The organism is Streptomyces sp. JLBG701 (genome assembly GCF_058544905.1).
Genome location: NZ_CM178588.1, coordinates 6,129,439 through 6,145,914, shown reverse-complemented (window position 1 = coordinate 6,145,914; position 16,476 = coordinate 6,129,439). Strand labels below are relative to the sequence as shown.

10 protein-coding genes and 1 pseudogene are annotated in these 16,476 nt (G+C 68.4%); 2 read left to right on the top strand and 9 right to left on the bottom strand.

Annotated elements, in window-relative coordinates:
* Nucleotides 1-101 precede the first annotated feature (101 nt).
* The 4 genes from AC5DRG_RS28445 to AC5DRG_RS28430 are packed head-to-tail and all read right to left on the bottom strand — an operon-like array spanning nt 102 to nt 4,970.
* Nucleotides 102-1,763: a glycoside hydrolase family 13 protein gene (locus AC5DRG_RS28445; protein ID WP_491802287.1), complete on the bottom strand. Its 1,662-nt coding sequence runs from the start codon at nt 1,761-1,763 to the stop codon at nt 102-104.
* 44 nt (nt 1,764-1,807) lie between these two features.
* A complete protein-coding gene (locus AC5DRG_RS28440; protein ID WP_491802286.1) occupies nt 1,808-2,656 on the bottom strand; it encodes a carbohydrate ABC transporter permease in 849 nt (282 codons plus the stop codon).
* Between the two features lie 2 nt (nt 2,657-2,658).
* Complete coding sequence (locus AC5DRG_RS28435) at nt 2,659-3,579, bottom strand: carbohydrate ABC transporter permease (RefSeq protein WP_491802285.1); 921 nt, start codon at nt 3,577-3,579, stop codon at nt 2,659-2,661.
* A gap of 5 nt (nt 3,580-3,584) precedes the next feature.
* The gene (locus AC5DRG_RS28430; protein ID WP_491802284.1) at nt 3,585-4,970 is read right to left on the bottom strand and encodes an ABC transporter substrate-binding protein; all 1,386 of its coding nucleotides are present in this window, start codon (nt 4,968-4,970) and stop codon (nt 3,585-3,587) included.
* A gap of 291 nt (nt 4,971-5,261) precedes the next feature.
* Here AC5DRG_RS28430 and AC5DRG_RS28425 point away from each other — a divergent pair, with 291 nt between their 5' ends.
* The gene (locus AC5DRG_RS28425) at nt 5,262-6,281 is read left to right on the top strand and encodes a LacI family DNA-binding transcriptional regulator (protein ID WP_491802283.1); all 1,020 of its coding nucleotides are present in this window, start codon (nt 5,262-5,264) and stop codon (nt 6,279-6,281) included.
* Between the two features lie 624 nt (nt 6,282-6,905).
* On the opposite strand, the gene AC5DRG_RS28420 is transcribed toward AC5DRG_RS28425, so the two are convergent.
* The 4 genes and pseudogenes from AC5DRG_RS28420 to AC5DRG_RS28405 all read right to left on the bottom strand — a co-directional run bounded on the left by AC5DRG_RS28420 (nt 6,906) and on the right by AC5DRG_RS28405 (nt 11,968).
* Nucleotides 6,906-7,256, bottom strand: coding sequence for a helix-turn-helix domain-containing protein (locus tag AC5DRG_RS28420; protein ID WP_491802282.1), 351 nt, complete (start codon nt 7,254-7,256; stop codon nt 6,906-6,908).
* A 9-nt stretch (nt 7,257-7,265) separates the two neighbouring features.
* A pseudogene (locus AC5DRG_RS28415) lies at nt 7,266-7,576 on the bottom strand (type II toxin-antitoxin system RelE/ParE family toxin).
* Nucleotides 7,577-8,043: 467 nt separating this feature from the next.
* The gene (locus tag AC5DRG_RS28410; RefSeq protein WP_491802281.1) at nt 8,044-8,190 is read right to left on the bottom strand and encodes a hypothetical protein; all 147 of its coding nucleotides are present in this window, start codon (nt 8,188-8,190) and stop codon (nt 8,044-8,046) included.
* Nucleotides 8,191-8,902: 712 nt separating this feature from the next.
* Complete coding sequence (locus AC5DRG_RS28405) at nt 8,903-11,968, bottom strand: AfsR/SARP family transcriptional regulator (protein ID WP_491802280.1); 3,066 nt, start codon at nt 11,966-11,968, stop codon at nt 8,903-8,905.
* 179 nt (nt 11,969-12,147) lie between these two features.
* Between AC5DRG_RS28405 and AC5DRG_RS28400 the strand changes: the two genes are divergently transcribed.
* Complete coding sequence (locus tag AC5DRG_RS28400) at nt 12,148-14,601, top strand: tetratricopeptide repeat protein (protein WP_491802279.1); 2,454 nt, start codon at nt 12,148-12,150, stop codon at nt 14,599-14,601.
* Between the two features lie 618 nt (nt 14,602-15,219).
* Here the strand turns inward: AC5DRG_RS28400 and AC5DRG_RS28395 are convergent.
* Nucleotides 15,220-16,476, bottom strand: a complete 1,257-nt coding sequence (locus AC5DRG_RS28395) for a hypothetical protein (protein WP_491802278.1) — start codon at nt 16,474-16,476, stop codon at nt 15,220-15,222.

The following is a 16,476-nucleotide window of genomic DNA, read 5'->3' as shown; positions in this document are numbered from 1 at the left end:
GGGGGTCGAGAGGCGGGTTCGGCCGCCCAGGATTGGACCAGGGCCTGTCCGGTAGGCGGGGAGTAGTACCGGACAGGCCCTGGTGGACCGGGGTGTCTCGGTCAGTCGCGCTGGAGCAGGACCGTGGTGTTCGGCGGCAGCAGGCCGTCCTCGGTCAGGCGGCCCGAGGCCATGATGGGGCTGGTGTCTTCGGGGAGCGGGATCGGGCGGTCGGAGAGGTTGACCGCGCACAGGAGGCCCTCGCCCCGTTCGAAGAGGAGCGTGTCGGCCGGGCTGTCCAGCCAGCGGAAGTGCTCACCGTGCAGGCCGGGGTGGGTGCGGCGCAGGCGCAGGGCGGCGCGGTAGAACTGGAGCATCGAGGTGGGGTCTGACTGGTTGGCTTCGGCGGTGTACGTCTTCCAGCCCTCGGGCTGGGGCAGCCAGGGGGTGGCGGAAGGGGAGGTGCTGAAGCCGAAGGGCGGGGTGCCGCCGGTCCAGGGGAGGGGAACGCGGCAGCCGTCGCGGCCTCGGATGGTGTGGCCGGTGCGTTCCCAGATGGGGTCCTGCAACATCGACTCCGGGATGTCCTCGACCTCGTAGAGGCCCAACTCCTCGCCCTGGTAGACGTACGCGCCGCCGGGCAGGGCGAACATCAGGAGGGCGGCGGCGCGGGCGCGGCGGGTACCGAGGGCGAGGTCGGTGGGGATGGGCTTGTCCCGGAACAGGGCCTGGACGCCGGTGTCGGCGCGGCCGTAACGGGTGACGTGGCGGGTCTCGTCGTGGTTGGACAACACCCAGGTGGCGGGGGCTCCGACGGCGGCGAGGCTGGTGATGCTGCGGTCGATGACCTCGCGCAACTTGCCCGCGTCCAAGGGGCACTTGAGGAAGTCGAAGTTGAAGGCCGTGTGGAGCTGGTCCGGCCGGAGGTACTCCGGCATGCGGCTCGGGCGGACGTGGGCCTCGGCGACGAAGACGCGCGGGTCGGGGTAGCTGTCGGCGATGGCCCGCCAGCTGCGGAAGATGTCGTGCAGGCCCTCGCGGTCCCAGTGCGGGTGGTCCTGCTGGCCCTCCCCCGTCAGGACCGAGAACTCGGTCAGGCCGAGGTCCGGGAGCGCCGGGTCCTTGATCATGCCGTGGGCGACGTCGATGCGGAAGCCGTCGACGCCCAGGTCGAACCAGAAGCGCAGGATCGACTCGAACTCGGCGCGGACCTCGGGGTTGTCCCAGTTGAGGTCGGGCTGTTCGGGGGCGAAGAGGTGGAGGTACCACTGGCCGTCGGGGGTGCGGGTCCAGGTGGGGCCGCCGAAGGCCGCGTGCCAGTCGTTGGGGGGCTCGCTGCCGTCCTCGCCCTTGCCGTCGCGGAAGATGAACCGGTCGCGTTCCGGTGAGCCGGGCGCCGCCGCCAACGCCTCCTGGAACCAGGCGTGTTGGTCGGAGGTGTGGTTCGGGACGATGTCCAGAATCACCCGCAGGCCCAGCTCATGCGCCTCCCCGATCAGCTGCTTCGCCTCGTCGAGGGTGCCGTACGCGGGGTGGATGTCCCGGTAGTCGGAGACGTCGTAGCCGCCGTCGGCGAGCGGGGACGGGTACCAGGGGTTGATCCAGATCGCGTCGATGCCGAGGTAGGCGAGGTACTGGAGGCGGGAGCGCAGGCCCGCGATGTCGCCGGTGCCGTCACCGTCGCCGTCGGCGAAGCTGCGTATGTAGACCTGGTAGATGGCGGCCCTGCGCCACCAGTCGGCATCGGCGTCGGAGCGCGGTGTGGTGGGGGTCGGGTTGCTCATGGTGCTCGGTCCTGACTGTTTCTGAAGAGTGGTGGGGGTGGGGGTCAGCCCTTGACCGAGCCCTGGAGCAGCGCCTTGACGAAGTGGCGTTGCAGGAACAGGAACACGAGGATCGTGGGGGCCATGATCAGCAGAGCGCCGGCGTTCAACAGCACCTGGTCGGTGGCGTACTTGGTGGTGAACGCCTGCAGCGCGCCGGCCATCGTGCGCTTGTCGGGGTCGTCGATCAGCACCAGGGCCAGCAGGAACTGGTTCCAGGTGGACAGGAACATCAGCAGCGCCAGGGAGGCGATCGCCGGGCGGGCCAGGGGCAGGTGGATGTGGAACAGGGCGCGCCAGGGGCCTGCTCCGTCCATGCCCGCCGCCTCGTTCAGTTCCTTCGGTACGCCGGCGAAGTGCGCCCGCATCCAGAACACCGCGAACGGCATGTTCATCCCGATGAGTGGGAGGATCAGCGCCCACTGGGTGCCCAACAGGCCCATCGCCTTGGTCTGTTCGTAGAGCGGGACGATCACGATCTCGTACGGCAGGGTCAGCGTCATGACCAGGACGATGTAGAAGATCCTGCCCAGTGGGATCTCCAGTACGGCGATCGCGTACGCCGCCATCGTCGCGATCAGGACCGCGACCGGGACCACCCCGAGCACGATGAGCGTGCTGGACTTCAGCAGGGTCGTGATGTTGGCGACGTTCCAGGCGTCGACGAAGTTGTGCCAGTGCGGGTCGGTCGGCCAGCTCAGGCCCGAGGGGAAGGTTCCCTGGGGTGCGAGGGCGGCGCTGACCATGCTCAGCAGCGGGACGATCGAGTAGAGCGCGGCGGCCGTGATGAGGATGAGTCCGGGGGCGCGGCGGCGCAGTGACCGTACGGTCTGTGTCTGCGTGCGTTCGGGCATGGTCACTTCTCCCGGAACAGGCGCTGGAGCGGGACGACGACCGCGATGACGATCAGGGCGAGGACGACGGCGAGGGCGGAGGCCGCGCCGAGGCGGCTGTCGTTGAAGGCCAGGGTGTAGACGGCGACGCCGGGGACCATGGTCTGGGTGCCGGGGCCGCCCTGGGTGGCGAGGTAGACGACGTCGAAGCTGGCGAGGGCGGCGATGATCGTGATGGTGACGCAGACGCCGATCTCGTTGCGCAGGCCGGGCAGGGTGACCGCGAAGAACTGGCGGATCGGTCCGGCGCCGTCGATGCGGGCGGCCTCGTACAGGCTGCCGTCGATCTTTCCGATGCCGGCCAGGAGCAGCATCGTGCACAGTCCGGTGGACAGCCAGGTGCCGATGAAGCCGACCGCGGTCAGGGCCCAGGTGAAGTCCGCCAGCCAGGGGCGGGCGACGTCGTCGAGGCCGACGGCGCGCAGGAGTTGGTTGACCACGCCGTTCTCGGAGTACATCCACGTCCAGGCCACACCTGCGGCGGCGCCCGGGATGATCTGCGGCAGGAACAGGAGGGTGCGGGCCAGGGCGCCGGTGAAGCGGCCCTCCAACTGCCGTAGTACGGAGGCGGTGATCAGGGCGAGGGTCACCGGCAGGACGGTGAAGAAGAGGATCAGGTAGAAGGCGTGGAGCAGGGTGGTGAACTGCTCCGAGTCGGTGAAGACGTCGGTGTAGTTCTCCAGGCCCACCCAGGTGGAGGCTCCGATGCCGTCCCAGTCGTAGAAGGAGTACTGGATCGACAGCAGGACCGGGTAGAAGTTGAAGACGCCGTAGAAGGCGAGGGCGGGGAGGGCGAAGAGCCAGCCGGCCCACCGGCGGGCCCGGAGCCTGCGGCGGCTCCGGGCGGCGACGGCGCCCTCCTTGGTCGGTCGGGTCGAGGACATGGTGCTCAGCTGCTCTTGAGGGCGTCAGCGTAGGTGGCCTGAAGGGTCTTGACCATCGCGGCGGGCTCGACCTTGCCGGAGACCAGGAGCTGGAGCTGCTGGTTCAGCTTGGTGTTGACGGCCGGGGCGGAGTTCTGCAGCCAGCTGTCGAAGCCGTTGTCGGCGGCGATGGCGGCGTAGCCGGTCTGGATCTGCTCGGTCAGCGTGCCGGAGAGCGAGGGCTCGGCCGCCTCCGACGCGCCGGAGGTCAGCGCCGCGTATCCGCTGTCGACCGCGACCTTCGCCGCCTCCGGCGTGGTGAGGAAGTCCAGGAAGAGGCCGGCGGCGTCCTTGTTCTTCGACTTGGCGGCGATCGAGAAGGCGAGCGTGTTGCTGGTCATGCCCGCGTACTTGCCGCCCTCCTCGGCCGGCGGCATCGGGAAGACGCCGTACTTGCCCTTGAAGTTCTTGTCGATGGTCTGCGTGATCCAGCTGCCCTGGAAGAAGAACAGGCCCTTGCCCCCGGTGAACTGGCCGTACGACGCCTCCTGGTTGAGGGCGTTGACGTCGGAGGCGAAGTAGCCCGCCTTGATCCACTTCTGGAGGGTCTCGGTGGCCTGCACCGCCGCCGGGGTGTCCAGGGTGGCGCCCGGCTGGTGGTACACGATGTCGCTCAGCTTGTCGGCGCCCATGTAGTCGCCGAGGAGCAGGCTGTAGAGGTGGCCGATCAGTCCGTCCTGGTTGGAGGCGACGATCGGGGTGATCCCGGACTTCTTCGCCTTGGCCATCACGTCTTCGAGCTCAGCGACGGAGGCGGGCACGGCCTTCATGCCGACCTTGGCGGCCAGCTCCTTGTTGTAGAAGACGCCGACGAGGGGGCCGGCCGAGCCGCCCGCCTGGTACAGCGGGCCCGAACCGATCACACCATCCGACACCCGGCCCGGGGCGAGCGCGGAGGCCGGGACCTTGTCGCTCCAGCCGTACGCCTTGTCGTAGGCGTCGAGGTTGGTGAGCAGGTCGTCCTTCACGCCGCCGAGGAGGTCGCTCGGCTGGACGATGTCGGGCGTGGAGTCGGAGGCCAGCAGCCTCGGCAGCACGGTGTTGTAGTTGTTGTCCGCCTCGACCCGCAGCTTGACCTTGATCTTCGGGTACTTGGCCGTGAAGGCATCGGCCAGCCCCTGCTCGTAGGTCTCCAGACCGGCCGCGGAGAACAGGGTCAGGGTCGCCGGGGTGTCACCGACGGCGGTGTTCACGGCGGTCGGGGTCGCGTTCGCCGAGGAGCCGGAGTCGGAGCCGGGGCCGCTGCACGCGGCCAGGGTGACCAGCGCGGACGCGGCGGCCACGGCCGCCAGCGGGGCCCGCAGACGGCGGCCGGCGCTTCTGGCGGGGGAGGTGGGGTGCTGCTCAGGCATGATGCCTCCTCGCATCCATGCAGCTGCCGGTTCCAGGCGTGGTCGGCAGACAGAGATCGGTGTGCTTCTCGGTCCGGGCCGCAGGGAGTACGAAGCGGGTTTCGGAAGCGTTTCCGTTGCCGAAAGACCGAGGGCCCTCGAGGGGCCTGTCAAGTAACGAACCCGCAACATGCATTTGACGTGCTGAAACGATGAGATGGACCTACCTGCCGGTAATCGCCACCTCGGAAGGCTTCGGAAACCCTTCCGAGAATCATGGAAGCGTTTCCAGAAATGGGTTAGCCTTCCGGCATGGCGCAGAGCTCCCAGAAGATCAACATGGCGGACGTGGCCCGCGCGGCCGGTGTCTCGATGGCCACCGCCTCCCGCGCGCTCAACAACGAGAGCGGCGTCGCGGAGTCCACACGGCGACGGGTGCTCGCGGTCGCGGAGGAGCTCTCCTACGTCGTCTCCCCCGAGGCGTCACGCCTGGCCGGCGGCGACACGGGCCGCGTCGCGGTGGTCGTACCGCACATCTCCCGGTGGTTCTTCGCGGCGCTACTGGAGGGGCTGGAGTCGGTACTCCGCGCGGCCGACCTCGACGTACTGCTCTATCACGTGGACGGCATCGAGGACCGGCACGACTTCTTCCACCGGCTCCCGGCGCGACGGAAGGTCGACGCGGTGGTCGTGTTGGCCTTCCCGGTCGGGGAGGAGGAGCAGCGGCGCCTTGAGCTGATGGGCGTCACGGTCATCGCGGCGGGCGGCCAGCACGCGCCGTATCCGAACGTCTCGATCGACGACGAGACGGCGGGCCGCCAGGCCATGGACCACCTGCTCTTCCTGGGCCACCGCCGGATCGCGATGATCGCGGCGGTCGACCCCGACCAGCCGGACGAGGTCCAGCCCTCGGGCCGCTCCCACGCCTACTACGCCGCGCTGGACGCCGCGGGCATCCCCCTCGACGAGCGTCTCGTCGTCACCGTCGACTGGGGCGGCGACCAGGGCGCCGACGCCATGGCCAAGCTCCTCAGCCAGCCCGAGCCGCCCACCGCCGTCTACGCCCACTCCGACGAGGTCGCCCTCGGCGCGATCCGCACCCTGCGCCGGGCGGGCCTGCGGATCCCCGACGACCTGTCCGTCATCGGCATCGACGACCATCCCGTGGCCGAGCTGACGGACCTGACGACCGTGCGGCAACCAGTACGGGAGCAGGGGGAGTTGGCGGGGCGGATGCTGCTGAGCATCCTGGGCGGCAAAGAGACCGAGCACGATGTGGTCGTACCGACCCAGCTCGTGATTCGAGGGAGCACGGCGCCGCCGCGCACGTAGCCACGCGGGCGCATGCAGGACACATGAGCCTGGGAAACGACGCCTACCGGTGAGCACTACCGAGAGGGGTCGCTCCGTGTGCTCTCGCAACCGCGCCCTTCCGGCGAGCGCTCGTTCCCAGGGCTCGGTGGTTCGTCAGCTGCCGGAAGGGGCTCTACACGCCTCCGCGCTGACTCCGTGCCCAGAGCGTGCCCATAAGACCGGTAAACCACGGTCAACAGCGGCTCCCACGGTCCCTGACCCGTGGCTGCTCAAACGGCGTATGACCAGGTCAGCAGCGATATAGCTCCCCAAGCGCCGTCGCTTCCCAAGCTGAGAGTGCGAGTTCGATTCTCGTCACCCGCTCTTACGAAAGCCCCAGGTCAGCGGCCTGGGGCTTGTACTTTTGCCGTTACCCCTCTTGGCCTTTTCGCACCGCTATGCACCCGAAGATTGGGCACGCGGAGGGCACGAGGGCTTGACGGAGGCCACACGCGCACCACGTGTCATGCCGCAGTGCAGCGCTGACCTGCGGATTCACGCGGCGCATGGTGAGATTCGAGCAGGGAAGCTCTCAGCCTGCCTTTCCCCGAAGAATGCTGTTGGGTTCGACGCACAGCGCCATCCGGAAGCCTGTGCAGCCAACTACGCTGCCGCGCTGCCCTGATCACCGCTCGCTGGCATACGCACCGTGTGATCCCCGAAATCGGCAACCAAGTCCAGTCGGCCGCCGAGTGCCTCGACATAGCGCGCGACGACATCGAGAGTGGCGACCTCGCCGTGCTCAATCTGGGACACGCGGGCAATACTCACCCCCATGCGGGCCGCGACATCCTTCTGCGCCAGCCCGTACTGCTTGCGTGCCTCAGCCAGTTGGTGCCCACGGGCTTCCGCCAGGAGGCGGCGCGATCCGGCTTCCACCTCGGCAGGATCCACGCCGGCCGAGTACAGCTCCTGCTCCAGGGTCTCCCAGTCCTGCGGGGCCTTCTTGGGCATACCCACTCCTCAATCATCCGTGTCGCCGGTGTAGTCGCGGTAGAGCTGCTCAGCCAGAGGAATGTTGTCGCGGTACCAGCGCTCCCAGTTTCCAGCCTTGTCGCCTCCGAGGAGCAAGAGGGCCGAACGCGTCGGGTCGAAGGCGAAGATGACCCGGATCTCGGACCGACCGCCCGATCCCGGCCGTAGCTCCTTCAGGTGATGCAGTTCCGATCCCTTGAGCCGGTCCACGAGAGGGCGCCCCAGAGTGGGACCCGTCTCACGCAGGGCGGCAACAGCCTGGGCGACCTGAGTGGCTGAGCCGAGATCTCCTTGATCATCTGCCTGAACCATTCCGCGTACTCATCGGTGACCTCGACCGCCCAACTCAAGACGGCTCCCCTCGACGCCAGCACTACAAGTTTAAGGCTTTCCTTAAATCGTAGCAAGCGGCGCCAGCTCTGATCACCTTTGCCAGAGCCACCCTCCATGCCTGAAGCCCCAAGCATCCGTCCAGGCCAGTGATGCGAACGTGATCCTGATCGCCCGCATCCAGGCAAGCGGCAAAACAGCACCCCGACAATCAGAAAACGATCCCTCTTCCTCCAGCCAGCGACGACCAAGCTCAGGAACGACAAGTACGCGGTATCGACGCACCGGGCTCGCCGCCCCCGGCCGGGAGAACCTGAACCGCGTGGGCAGGTACAGGTAAGGCGTCGCCCGACGCGAGGCCCCACAGTTTCATCTGCCCACCGACTACACCGAACGAACCGTACTCCTGCGGAGGGGCCAACCGGTGTCGAGAGCGCTACCCCTGGCCCGGGACATTGAAGTTGATCCCGGAGAAGTCACGTCCCTGTACGACCGGCGCGCTCTGATTGCCGCCGCTGATGGTGTTGGTCGTGTCCCCGTCTCCGGTGCGCAGCAGCTGCGCCTCCTGCTGCCATTGCGTCAAGTTCGCGCGGAACAAGGGGTCTTGTTCCGCTCTGCGACTCAAGGCGTCACTGAGTGCCCGTGCTCGGTCGACATCATGGGGAGCCTCGGACAAAGAGGCCAGTTCAACTTCCCCGGTCGCCGGGCCCAGCAATCCCGTGGCTTGCTCTAGGGGATTTCTCCGGACCAACCCGCGCAGTGCTTCCCAGAGCTGCCGGCCCATCTCACCACCTGCCCCGGTCGCCGCCGCCACGAGAAGGCTCGCCGAGATCGGATCCACGCCTGTACCCCCAGTGGCCCAGCGGAGTCGAACGGATCGGAACGCCATCGTCTCAGAACCGCCCGCTCACTGGAGCGGTCGCGGTCGGCCACATCCGGGGGGCCGGTGTCCGGTACCGAGCCACGAGCAACAGATACCGGACACCGGGTCGTTCACATGCTCAAGTAGGTCGGGCCGGATCCGTTACTGATTGCATATGCTATGCACGTCAGTGTCACGGCGGCGATCAAGAGTCTCACGAAGCCTTGCACCTTTCGGTCTTTCAAGAAGTGGCGGACAACCTCTGAAACGCGGGCGAGGCAGAACTCCAGCCAGGAGCGGCGGCGCCAGTGCCTCGGACGTGAGTACAGTAGCGCCTCACTCGGACACGTGTGCACACTCACGGCAACACAGCTGAACTCCGCGCCGGTTTACGCGTGTATCCCTGCGCTCCGGCCCACCAACCCCGAATTTCCTACGCAGTGGCTTCGCCACGAAGCGCCGCCAACACCCCCGTGGCACGGGCCTCCTCGGCGGTAGCGCCCATACGGCGGCTGAGCGCCACGCTGGCCTCCAAGTGGGCCACGGCCTGAGACGTGCGGCCCGCATCCCGTTCGGCCAGGGCCAAGTCGTAGAGCACATCGACCTCCTCACCCGCCGCGTGAATGGCACGTGCCACCTCAAGTGCGGCGACATGCTGCCGCAGGGCCTCCTCCGTGCGGCCGGCCGTGCGGTGTGCCCTGCCCATTCGGGTGAGCGCGATCGCCTCCGCACGCCGGTCTCCGACGGCCTGCAGCACCGGCAGCACCGTGCCGTACAACGCGAGGGCTTCATCGGCTCGGCCGAACGCTTCCATAACGGATGCCACATTCATTTGAAGCGTGGCCTTGTCTCTCGGATTTCCCATCCGATCCGCCACGACCATCGCCTGACGGTAAGCAGCTTCCGCAGCCTCCAGACGTTCTGTTCTTTTGTAGAGTTCCGCCGCGTTGTTCAGCGCGCTATACCTTCCCCGCTCGTCTCCTATTGCCGTGAAATCGGCCAGGGCCGAGGTAAAGCATGCCAACGCTTCTACGTTCTCGGACAGATGGAGGTGAGTTATCCCCAGCAGGTTTCGACAGCGTGCGATCTGGAGGAGGTTTCCAGTTTGCAAGAGGAAATTCAGGGAATCCTTCTGGAGCGACCTGGCCAGCGTGTACTGACCCGTCTGCCACAGGGAGATCGAGAGTTGGTGGATGCACTCGCTCTCCAGCACCCGGTCACGCAGGGAACGCGCGATGTCGAGCGCCTCGCGCGCGGCCGAGATCGCCTCGTCGTAGCGGGAGCCGTGGGTGTACACGGCGCAGAGGTCGAGCAGAGCTCGTGCTCTGGCCGCGCTGTCACCTGCGGTGCTCCAATGTGCTGCGGCGCGCCGCAGCAACGGCTCGGCCGCGGCAAGGTGTCCCTCCATGTCCAGGAATCCCGCCAACACATGAACGGAAATGGCGAGTTGACGTTCCGTGCCATGGTGTACAAGCCAGTCCAGAGTGTCCAGAAGATTGGCCGATTCGGCGATCAGCCACTGTTCTGCCGACTGCGCGTCGACGATTTCCGGACATGGTGGAGTGGCAGGATCTCTGGTGTCGAGTTCCGTGCGCGAGCGGAAGGGATAGGCCAGCCGGTCGGCCTGGTCCGCGGAATGAACGTAGTGATCCACCAGGCGTTGTTCGGCCTGTCGGACATCACTCTCGGAATCGATGTCGCCGGTTTCGATCAGCGATCGCGCGTAGTCGCGCAGAAGATCATGCATGGTGAAACGGTGTGGCGTGGGCTCGGACACAAGGTAATGAGCCAGAAGTTCCTCTAGTACGCCTTCGGCCGTTTCCAGGGAGAATCCTGTGAGCGCGGCGATCGCCCGTGGCCCGAACGCCACCCCCACATGCAGCCCGACGCGGCGGAAGACGAGCTGCTGCTCGGCGTTCAGAGCGTCGTACGAGGTTGCGAAGACGGGTGCCAACGCCCTGTCCATGTCGTGCAGTTGGGCCAGATGGCCACCGCTGCCGGCCAGTTGCCGCAACAGGTCGGACGTGGTCCACGAGGCGCGGGCAAGCAATCGGCTCGCGGCGATCTCGATGGCCAGCGGGAGATTCCCGCAAATCCGGACGATCTCCGCCACGTCCGACGGATCGGTCTCGCGCCCTCTCCCCAGCCGCTGCGAGAAGAGCGCCGCGGCGTCCTCGGGCGGCAGCGCGTCGAGGGAGACCGGCCGTACTCCGGGCAGTTCGGGCAGCCGTCGGCGGCTGGTCACGAGAACCGCTGTCGGGGAGGCGCCTGGAAGCAGGGGACGGATCTGGGCGGAGGAGGTCGCGTCGTCGAGGATCACCAGCATCCGGCGGTCGCGCGCCACCGAACGCCACAGTGCGACCAACTCGTCGAGTTCGCGGGGTAGTTCCTTGGTGGCCAGGCCCAGCAGCCGCAGCAGTTCGGTGAGTGCCCGCGCCGGCGTCGGCGGTGTGCGGTCGGCGGAACACCCGCCCAGGTGAAGGAAAATGCGCCCGTCCGGGAACCGGTCCCGTAATCGATGCGCCAGATGGACGGCCAGGGCGCTTTTCCCCACACCCCCCATTCCATGAATGGCCTCGACGGTGACGATGTCCGAGGCTCCCCGTCCCTCGCAGAGCGCCGCCGTGAGCCGCCGCAGTTCGTCGCGCCGTCCCGCCCACGGAACATCGCGCGGCAGATTATCCGGAACCCGATGCGTCGGCCGCGGAGCCGTCTTCCCGTCGGTTCCGGCGCGGGAGAGCAGGGTCGCCGCGGGCGTCCCCGCCAGGATTCCCTGGTGGACCCGGTGCAGCCCACGGCCGGCGTCGAGACCGATGTCACGGACGACTCGCTGCCGCGTTCGCTGGAGCAGTCTGGTCGCCTCGGCCGTCCGGTTGCTGCCGTACAGGGCGACGGCCAGTCGTTCGGCCAGGGCCTCGTCCACCGGATGTGCCTCGGCCAACGGCAGGAGCACGGGAACGGCGTCGGTGAACTTCCCTCCGTCGAGGAGGATCTCCGCCCTGGTCACCGCGGCCACCAGGCCGGTCTCACCGATGGCGGCGCGCAGATGCTCGGCCCAGGATCCGCTGATCCCGGCCAGCGGTTCACCGTGCCAGAGCCCGTCCGCCCGGTCCAGCAAGCGCAGGGCGGCTTCCTCGTCCCCGCTGTCCCTGAGGGAACGGGCTCGCTCGACGCAGTTCGTGTAGCAGCGCAGGTCCACCCGGTCCGGGTCGACCTCCAGAGAGTAGGAGTTCGTACGGCTGACGATCGCGGGGGCGTCGCCCTCCGCGATCCGCAGGGAGCCCCGGATCCGCGAGATGTGGGTGTGGAGCGCTTCCCTCGCCTTGCCGGGCGGATGCTCGTCCCAGATGCGGTGGATCAGGGTGTCGACACTCACCGTACGGCCCGCGTCCCAGGCGAGGGCGGCGAGCGCGATCCTCGTTTTCGTCGATCCCAGGTCACTACGGCGGCCCTCTGCCCGAAGCTCCACCGATCCCGAAAGCCTGATCTCGAACTCCACCAGCGTCCTCCCCGCCGGTAGCGCCTGCGATTGCCGAGCATTCGAGAGTGTCATGCCCCTGGCACCTACGACCACAGGAGAACGCTATGAGTCCAATGTTGACCGATAAATAGCCGCATTAGTTCACATCTTGTCCGGAGCGGGGAGTGACTCCCGAAGAAGCGAAAGGGGTTGCCCACGTGCGTGATTTCTCCCCAGACGGACTGGAGACATTGCTGTCGGCGATGGTCGCCTGCGACGCCGACCCAGAGTCCCGCGCGTGGCGCGATCTGGCCCGAGTGGTGGACACTGCGGCCTGCGCGGACCCGTCGGTGACCCGTCTCTGGCCCCCGTATACCGCGCAGGGACAGCCGACCGCGGCGGCGTCTTGGCGGGAACTGGCCCAAGAGATCCACGCGTTGGCCTCGCGCGACACGGCGACACAGCAGGCGCTGACCGAGTGGTTGCACCACCATCCCGGCCCCGCCCGCACATCACCCGGCCCCGCGGCTTCGGCGACCGCCAACGTCATCAGTGGCGACTCCGTGCTCCACGGCCCCAGCGTGCAGGCCCGGGACATCCACGGGGGCATCCACTTCCACCCGCCCTCCCCGGCTCCCCCGCCCCGCCTCCCCGTGCCCCGTCAACTGCCTCCGGTGACCGCACGGTTCCTCGACCGGGAGGCCGACCGGCGGACCGTCGACACCCTGCGTGCCCGGCGACCGGCGCACGCACCCCAGATCCTGGTGGTCAGCGGGCTCGCGGGCGTCGGGAAGACCACCTTCGCCGCCCACTGGTTGTACGAGCACGCCGACGGCTTTCCCGACGGCCAGTTCTACGCCGACCTGGGCGGAGGGACCGCCGACGGGCCCCTCTCCCCTGCCGTCGTCTTGGAAGCCTTCCTGGTCGCGCTCGGCGCGTCCTCGGTGCCTGCCGGGATCGCACAACGGAGCGCGCTGTGGCGTTCGTTGACCGCGGGACTACGGCTGGCCGTCCTTCTGGACAGCGCGTTCACGGCGGCTCAGGTACGCCCGCTGCTGCTCGGTACCCCGACCGGCCTCACCATGGTGACCAGCAGAAACAACCTGACCGGACTGCGCGTCGACGGCGCGTCCGTGCACCGGCTGGAGGGGCTTCCCGCCGGGGCGGCCGTCGAACTCCTCGCTGTCGGCGGCGGGACGCGCGTGGCGCGGGAGCCGGCCGCCGCGCGCGAAGTGGTCAGACTGTGCGGCCGCCTGCCGCTGGCAGTGGCCCTGGCCTCCGCCCAACTCGCCCTGCGCCCCCACCATTCCGTGTCCGCCCTGGCCGACAGCCTGTCCGGAGGCCGGGGTGTCGTCGACGCGCTGCGCGTCGACGGGGAGTCCGTGATGCGTACGGCACTCGACATGTCGTACGACGTCCTCCCGCACGAGAGCCGCGCGCTCTACCGCCGGATGGGACTGCTGCCCGCTGATCGCCACGACCTCGCGTTCCTGACCGGCCTCGCGGACGACGGGGAGGGATCGCCTGGGACCGGGCAATCCGCCGACATCGCCGTCAACGCGCTCGTGGAGGCGAATCTCCTGGAGGAGACGGGTCCGGGCACCTGTCGATTCCATGACCTCGTCCAGCCGCACGCCCGTCGGCTCGGCAAGGAGCTGGAGGACCCCGGCGGGCGCGAACGCGCGCTGCGCCGCTTCGTCGACTGGTGCCTGTCCACCGCGGCTTCGGCGGAGGGCATCCTCACCCCCAGCCATCGGCTGCCGGGGCACGACCTCCCCGCGGGAACCGTGCCTCCGACCCCACTCGACGGTCCCGAGGAGGCGCTCACCTGGTTGGATACGCACCGCAACGGACTGATGGGGGCCGTACGGCACTCGGCCCGGGCGGGCTGGGACTTTTCCTGTTGGCGTCTGACGGACCTCATGTGGCCCCTCTTTCTCCGGTTGCGTCCGTCCGAGATGTGGATCGAGGCACACCGACTCGGTCTCGAAGCCGCACGCCGGAGCGGATCGAGGGAGGGAGAGGGCCGCATGCTCACCTCCGGCGCGATCGGTCTGCGCAACGCCGGCCGGTACCCGGAGGCGGCCGACTGGTACCGGCAGGCGCTGGAGATGGCCACGGCGGACCGTGACGTACGCCAACAGGCGCAGGCCATAAGCGGATTGGGACACATCAGTCTCCTGGCCCACCGGCTCGACGAGGCACGCGACCACTTCGAGCACGCCCTGCGGCTGAGGGAGTCGATCGGCTACCGGCGTGGGGCCGCCCTTTCCCGGCGGCGCCTCGGCGAAACCGCCCTGGCCGACGGCGATCTGACCACCGCCGCCGAGCAACTGCGCGGGGCCCACGCCGAGTTGGACGCGCTGGGAGAGACGTACGAGGCGACCCGCGTCCTGGCCCTTCTCGGCCATGTCCTGGACCGCGACGGGGACCGCGACGGGGACCGCGACGGAGGCGTCCGCCGATTGTGGGAGGCGTTCGCGCGCTTCCAGGCGGGCGACGCCCGGTCGGAGCACTGGGAGGCACGCTGCCTCGAATGGCTCGGGCAGGCCGCCGAGTCACGTGGCGATCATGCCGAATCGGTACGCCACTACGAGGCCGCCCGGGATCTCTTCCGACGCCTGAGCCCCGAGGACGCACAACGTCTGGACGACCGGCTGCGGCAGCCGTGACCGCCACGGCCGGCCGTCCCGCCGCTCAGCGACTCGGCATCGGAAGGATGGAACGCAGCGCGCGGGGCGATCCTCCGGACACCACCCAGGCATGGACGACCGAGACGACCACCTGCGGTGGGACCGGAGCATCGGATCCGCACCGATCCGGCCGTACGAACGACACGGCATCCTTCCGGTCCCGTACCCCGACCACATACACCAGGGCTGTATCAGGTACGGCGGCGGCAAGGCATCCGGGATGGCCCGCCAGCAACTCGCGCACCCGCCGGTGAGCCGACACCGGCGGCAGGGGCACGCGGCTCACGAGCACATCGGCGTGTTCCATGAGCTCTGTCCGTTTCGGGCCGTCCGCGTGCACCCACAGGTGGACGTCGCAGGGAAGCGGACCGAGTGCGTGCGGGCAGGCCGCCGGGTACGGATAGGGGCGATCCCCCGCCGACGAGGGCAGCGGGTCGGATCGGACGAGAGCCGGGCCGTGCGCCGTATCCGAACGCCAGACGACGAAGGAGGACCGGTCGTCGAAGCCGTCACCACGGGATACCCAACCGTTCCGTACCGCGCGGAAGCACACCGTGACCCACCCGGCATCCAGCTCGAGGTTCGCGGGCCGGTCGCTCACAGCGCCGCCCCGCTGCCCGTGGAAATCTCCCACCGCGTCAGGGACGGCGGCAGCGGGGGCGGCGCGACGAACGGCGGACGGGCCGGTTCTCCCAGCCCGAGCATGCGGTAGACCACCGAACGCATCCGTCGGTGGAACTGCCCCGGCGCCGACGACAGCGAGGCGACGACCTGGTCGTACTGTCCCGGGCTGTGCGACTGTGCCGCGTACTCTAGTTGCTCCGCCAGCGGGTACCCCGGAGCGATTACCGGCGCGACGGCGGACAGCAGAGCCGCCGGAGAACAGGCCGACACCTCACGCCGGTATCCGGCCGTCAACAGCATCGTCGCGTCCGTGAGCGTTCCATAGGCGGTCAGTGATCCGTGGTCCCCGATGATCCAGTCGGCCGCGATCAACAGCGCCTGCCAGTCGGCCTCAGGCGGGACGACCGCGATCCCCCGGTCCTGGCAACAGGACAGCCAGGCGTGCACCTGTCGGCTGCCGTGCCCCGAGAACACATTGGGGTGGACCAGCATCGCGACCCGGTAGCCGTCGCCGGGCAGCTGACTCAACAGCTGCGGCAGCAGGGAGTCGAGCCGCCCGAACGTCGAGGCCGGTCCCCAGGTGGAGGTGACGACCACGAGTCGCTGTCCGTCCTCGATTCCCAGCGCACGGCGATAGGAATCGCGCCTGGGCCTGCCGACCGAGATCCGGTCGACGCACGGATCGCCCATCACATGAGCCACCGCAAGCGCCTCCGGGCAGGACCGGGCGAGTTCCTCCAGATCCCGGTCATGGGCATAGACGATCGCCGCGGGAACCAGCCGCCCCTCGTGCAGCAGGTGCTGGCGGCTCAGCATCCCGGGCAACCTCCGCTCTCCTGGCGCCAGCGCGGTTACGTCGGTGAGCAGTTTGATCTGCCCTGCCCCGTGCGAGATGCGTACGACCGGAGTCCGCAGTCCGTGTACTCCGCGGGAGCCCGCCGCGAGCGCGAGGTCGAACTCGGCCTCTAGGGCCTCTTCCCAGGACACCGTGGCGATGCCCAGACTCCGCAGGAACTCGGTGACTCCGTTGCCGAAGGCATGTGGTGCGACCGTGAAGACCAGTTGAATGCGCAGGTCGGTCTCCAGGAGTTCGAAGACCTCGCGCAGTCGCTGGGCGAAGGTCACGGTGTGGATGACCACCAGAACCCTCTTGCAGTCCTGCACCGTCAGCCAGTGCCCCTGCTCGATCAGTGCTGCTTTCGTTGTTCGGACAGACACGCGATCCCCCAT

Coding starts and splice junctions, on each gene's coding strand:
- AC5DRG_RS28445 (WP_491802287.1), bottom strand. CDS start 1,763: ATGAGCAACCCGACCCCCACCACACCGCGCTCCGACGCCGATGCCGAC.
- AC5DRG_RS28440 (WP_491802286.1), bottom strand. CDS start 2,656: ATGCCCGAACGCACGCAGACACAGACCGTACGGTCACTGCGCCGCCGC.
- AC5DRG_RS28435 (WP_491802285.1), bottom strand. CDS start 3,579: ATGTCCTCGACCCGACCGACCAAGGAGGGCGCCGTCGCCGCCCGGAGC.
- AC5DRG_RS28430 (WP_491802284.1), bottom strand. CDS start 4,970: ATGCCTGAGCAGCACCCCACCTCCCCCGCCAGAAGCGCCGGCCGCCGT.
- AC5DRG_RS28425 (WP_491802283.1), top strand. CDS start 5,262: ATGGCGCAGAGCTCCCAGAAGATCAACATGGCGGACGTGGCCCGCGCG.
- AC5DRG_RS28420 (WP_491802282.1), bottom strand. CDS start 7,256: ATGCCCAAGAAGGCCCCGCAGGACTGGGAGACCCTGGAGCAGGAGCTG.
- AC5DRG_RS28395 (WP_491802278.1), bottom strand. CDS start 16,476: ATGGGGGATCGCGTGTCTGTCCGAACAACGAAAGCAGCACTGATCGAG.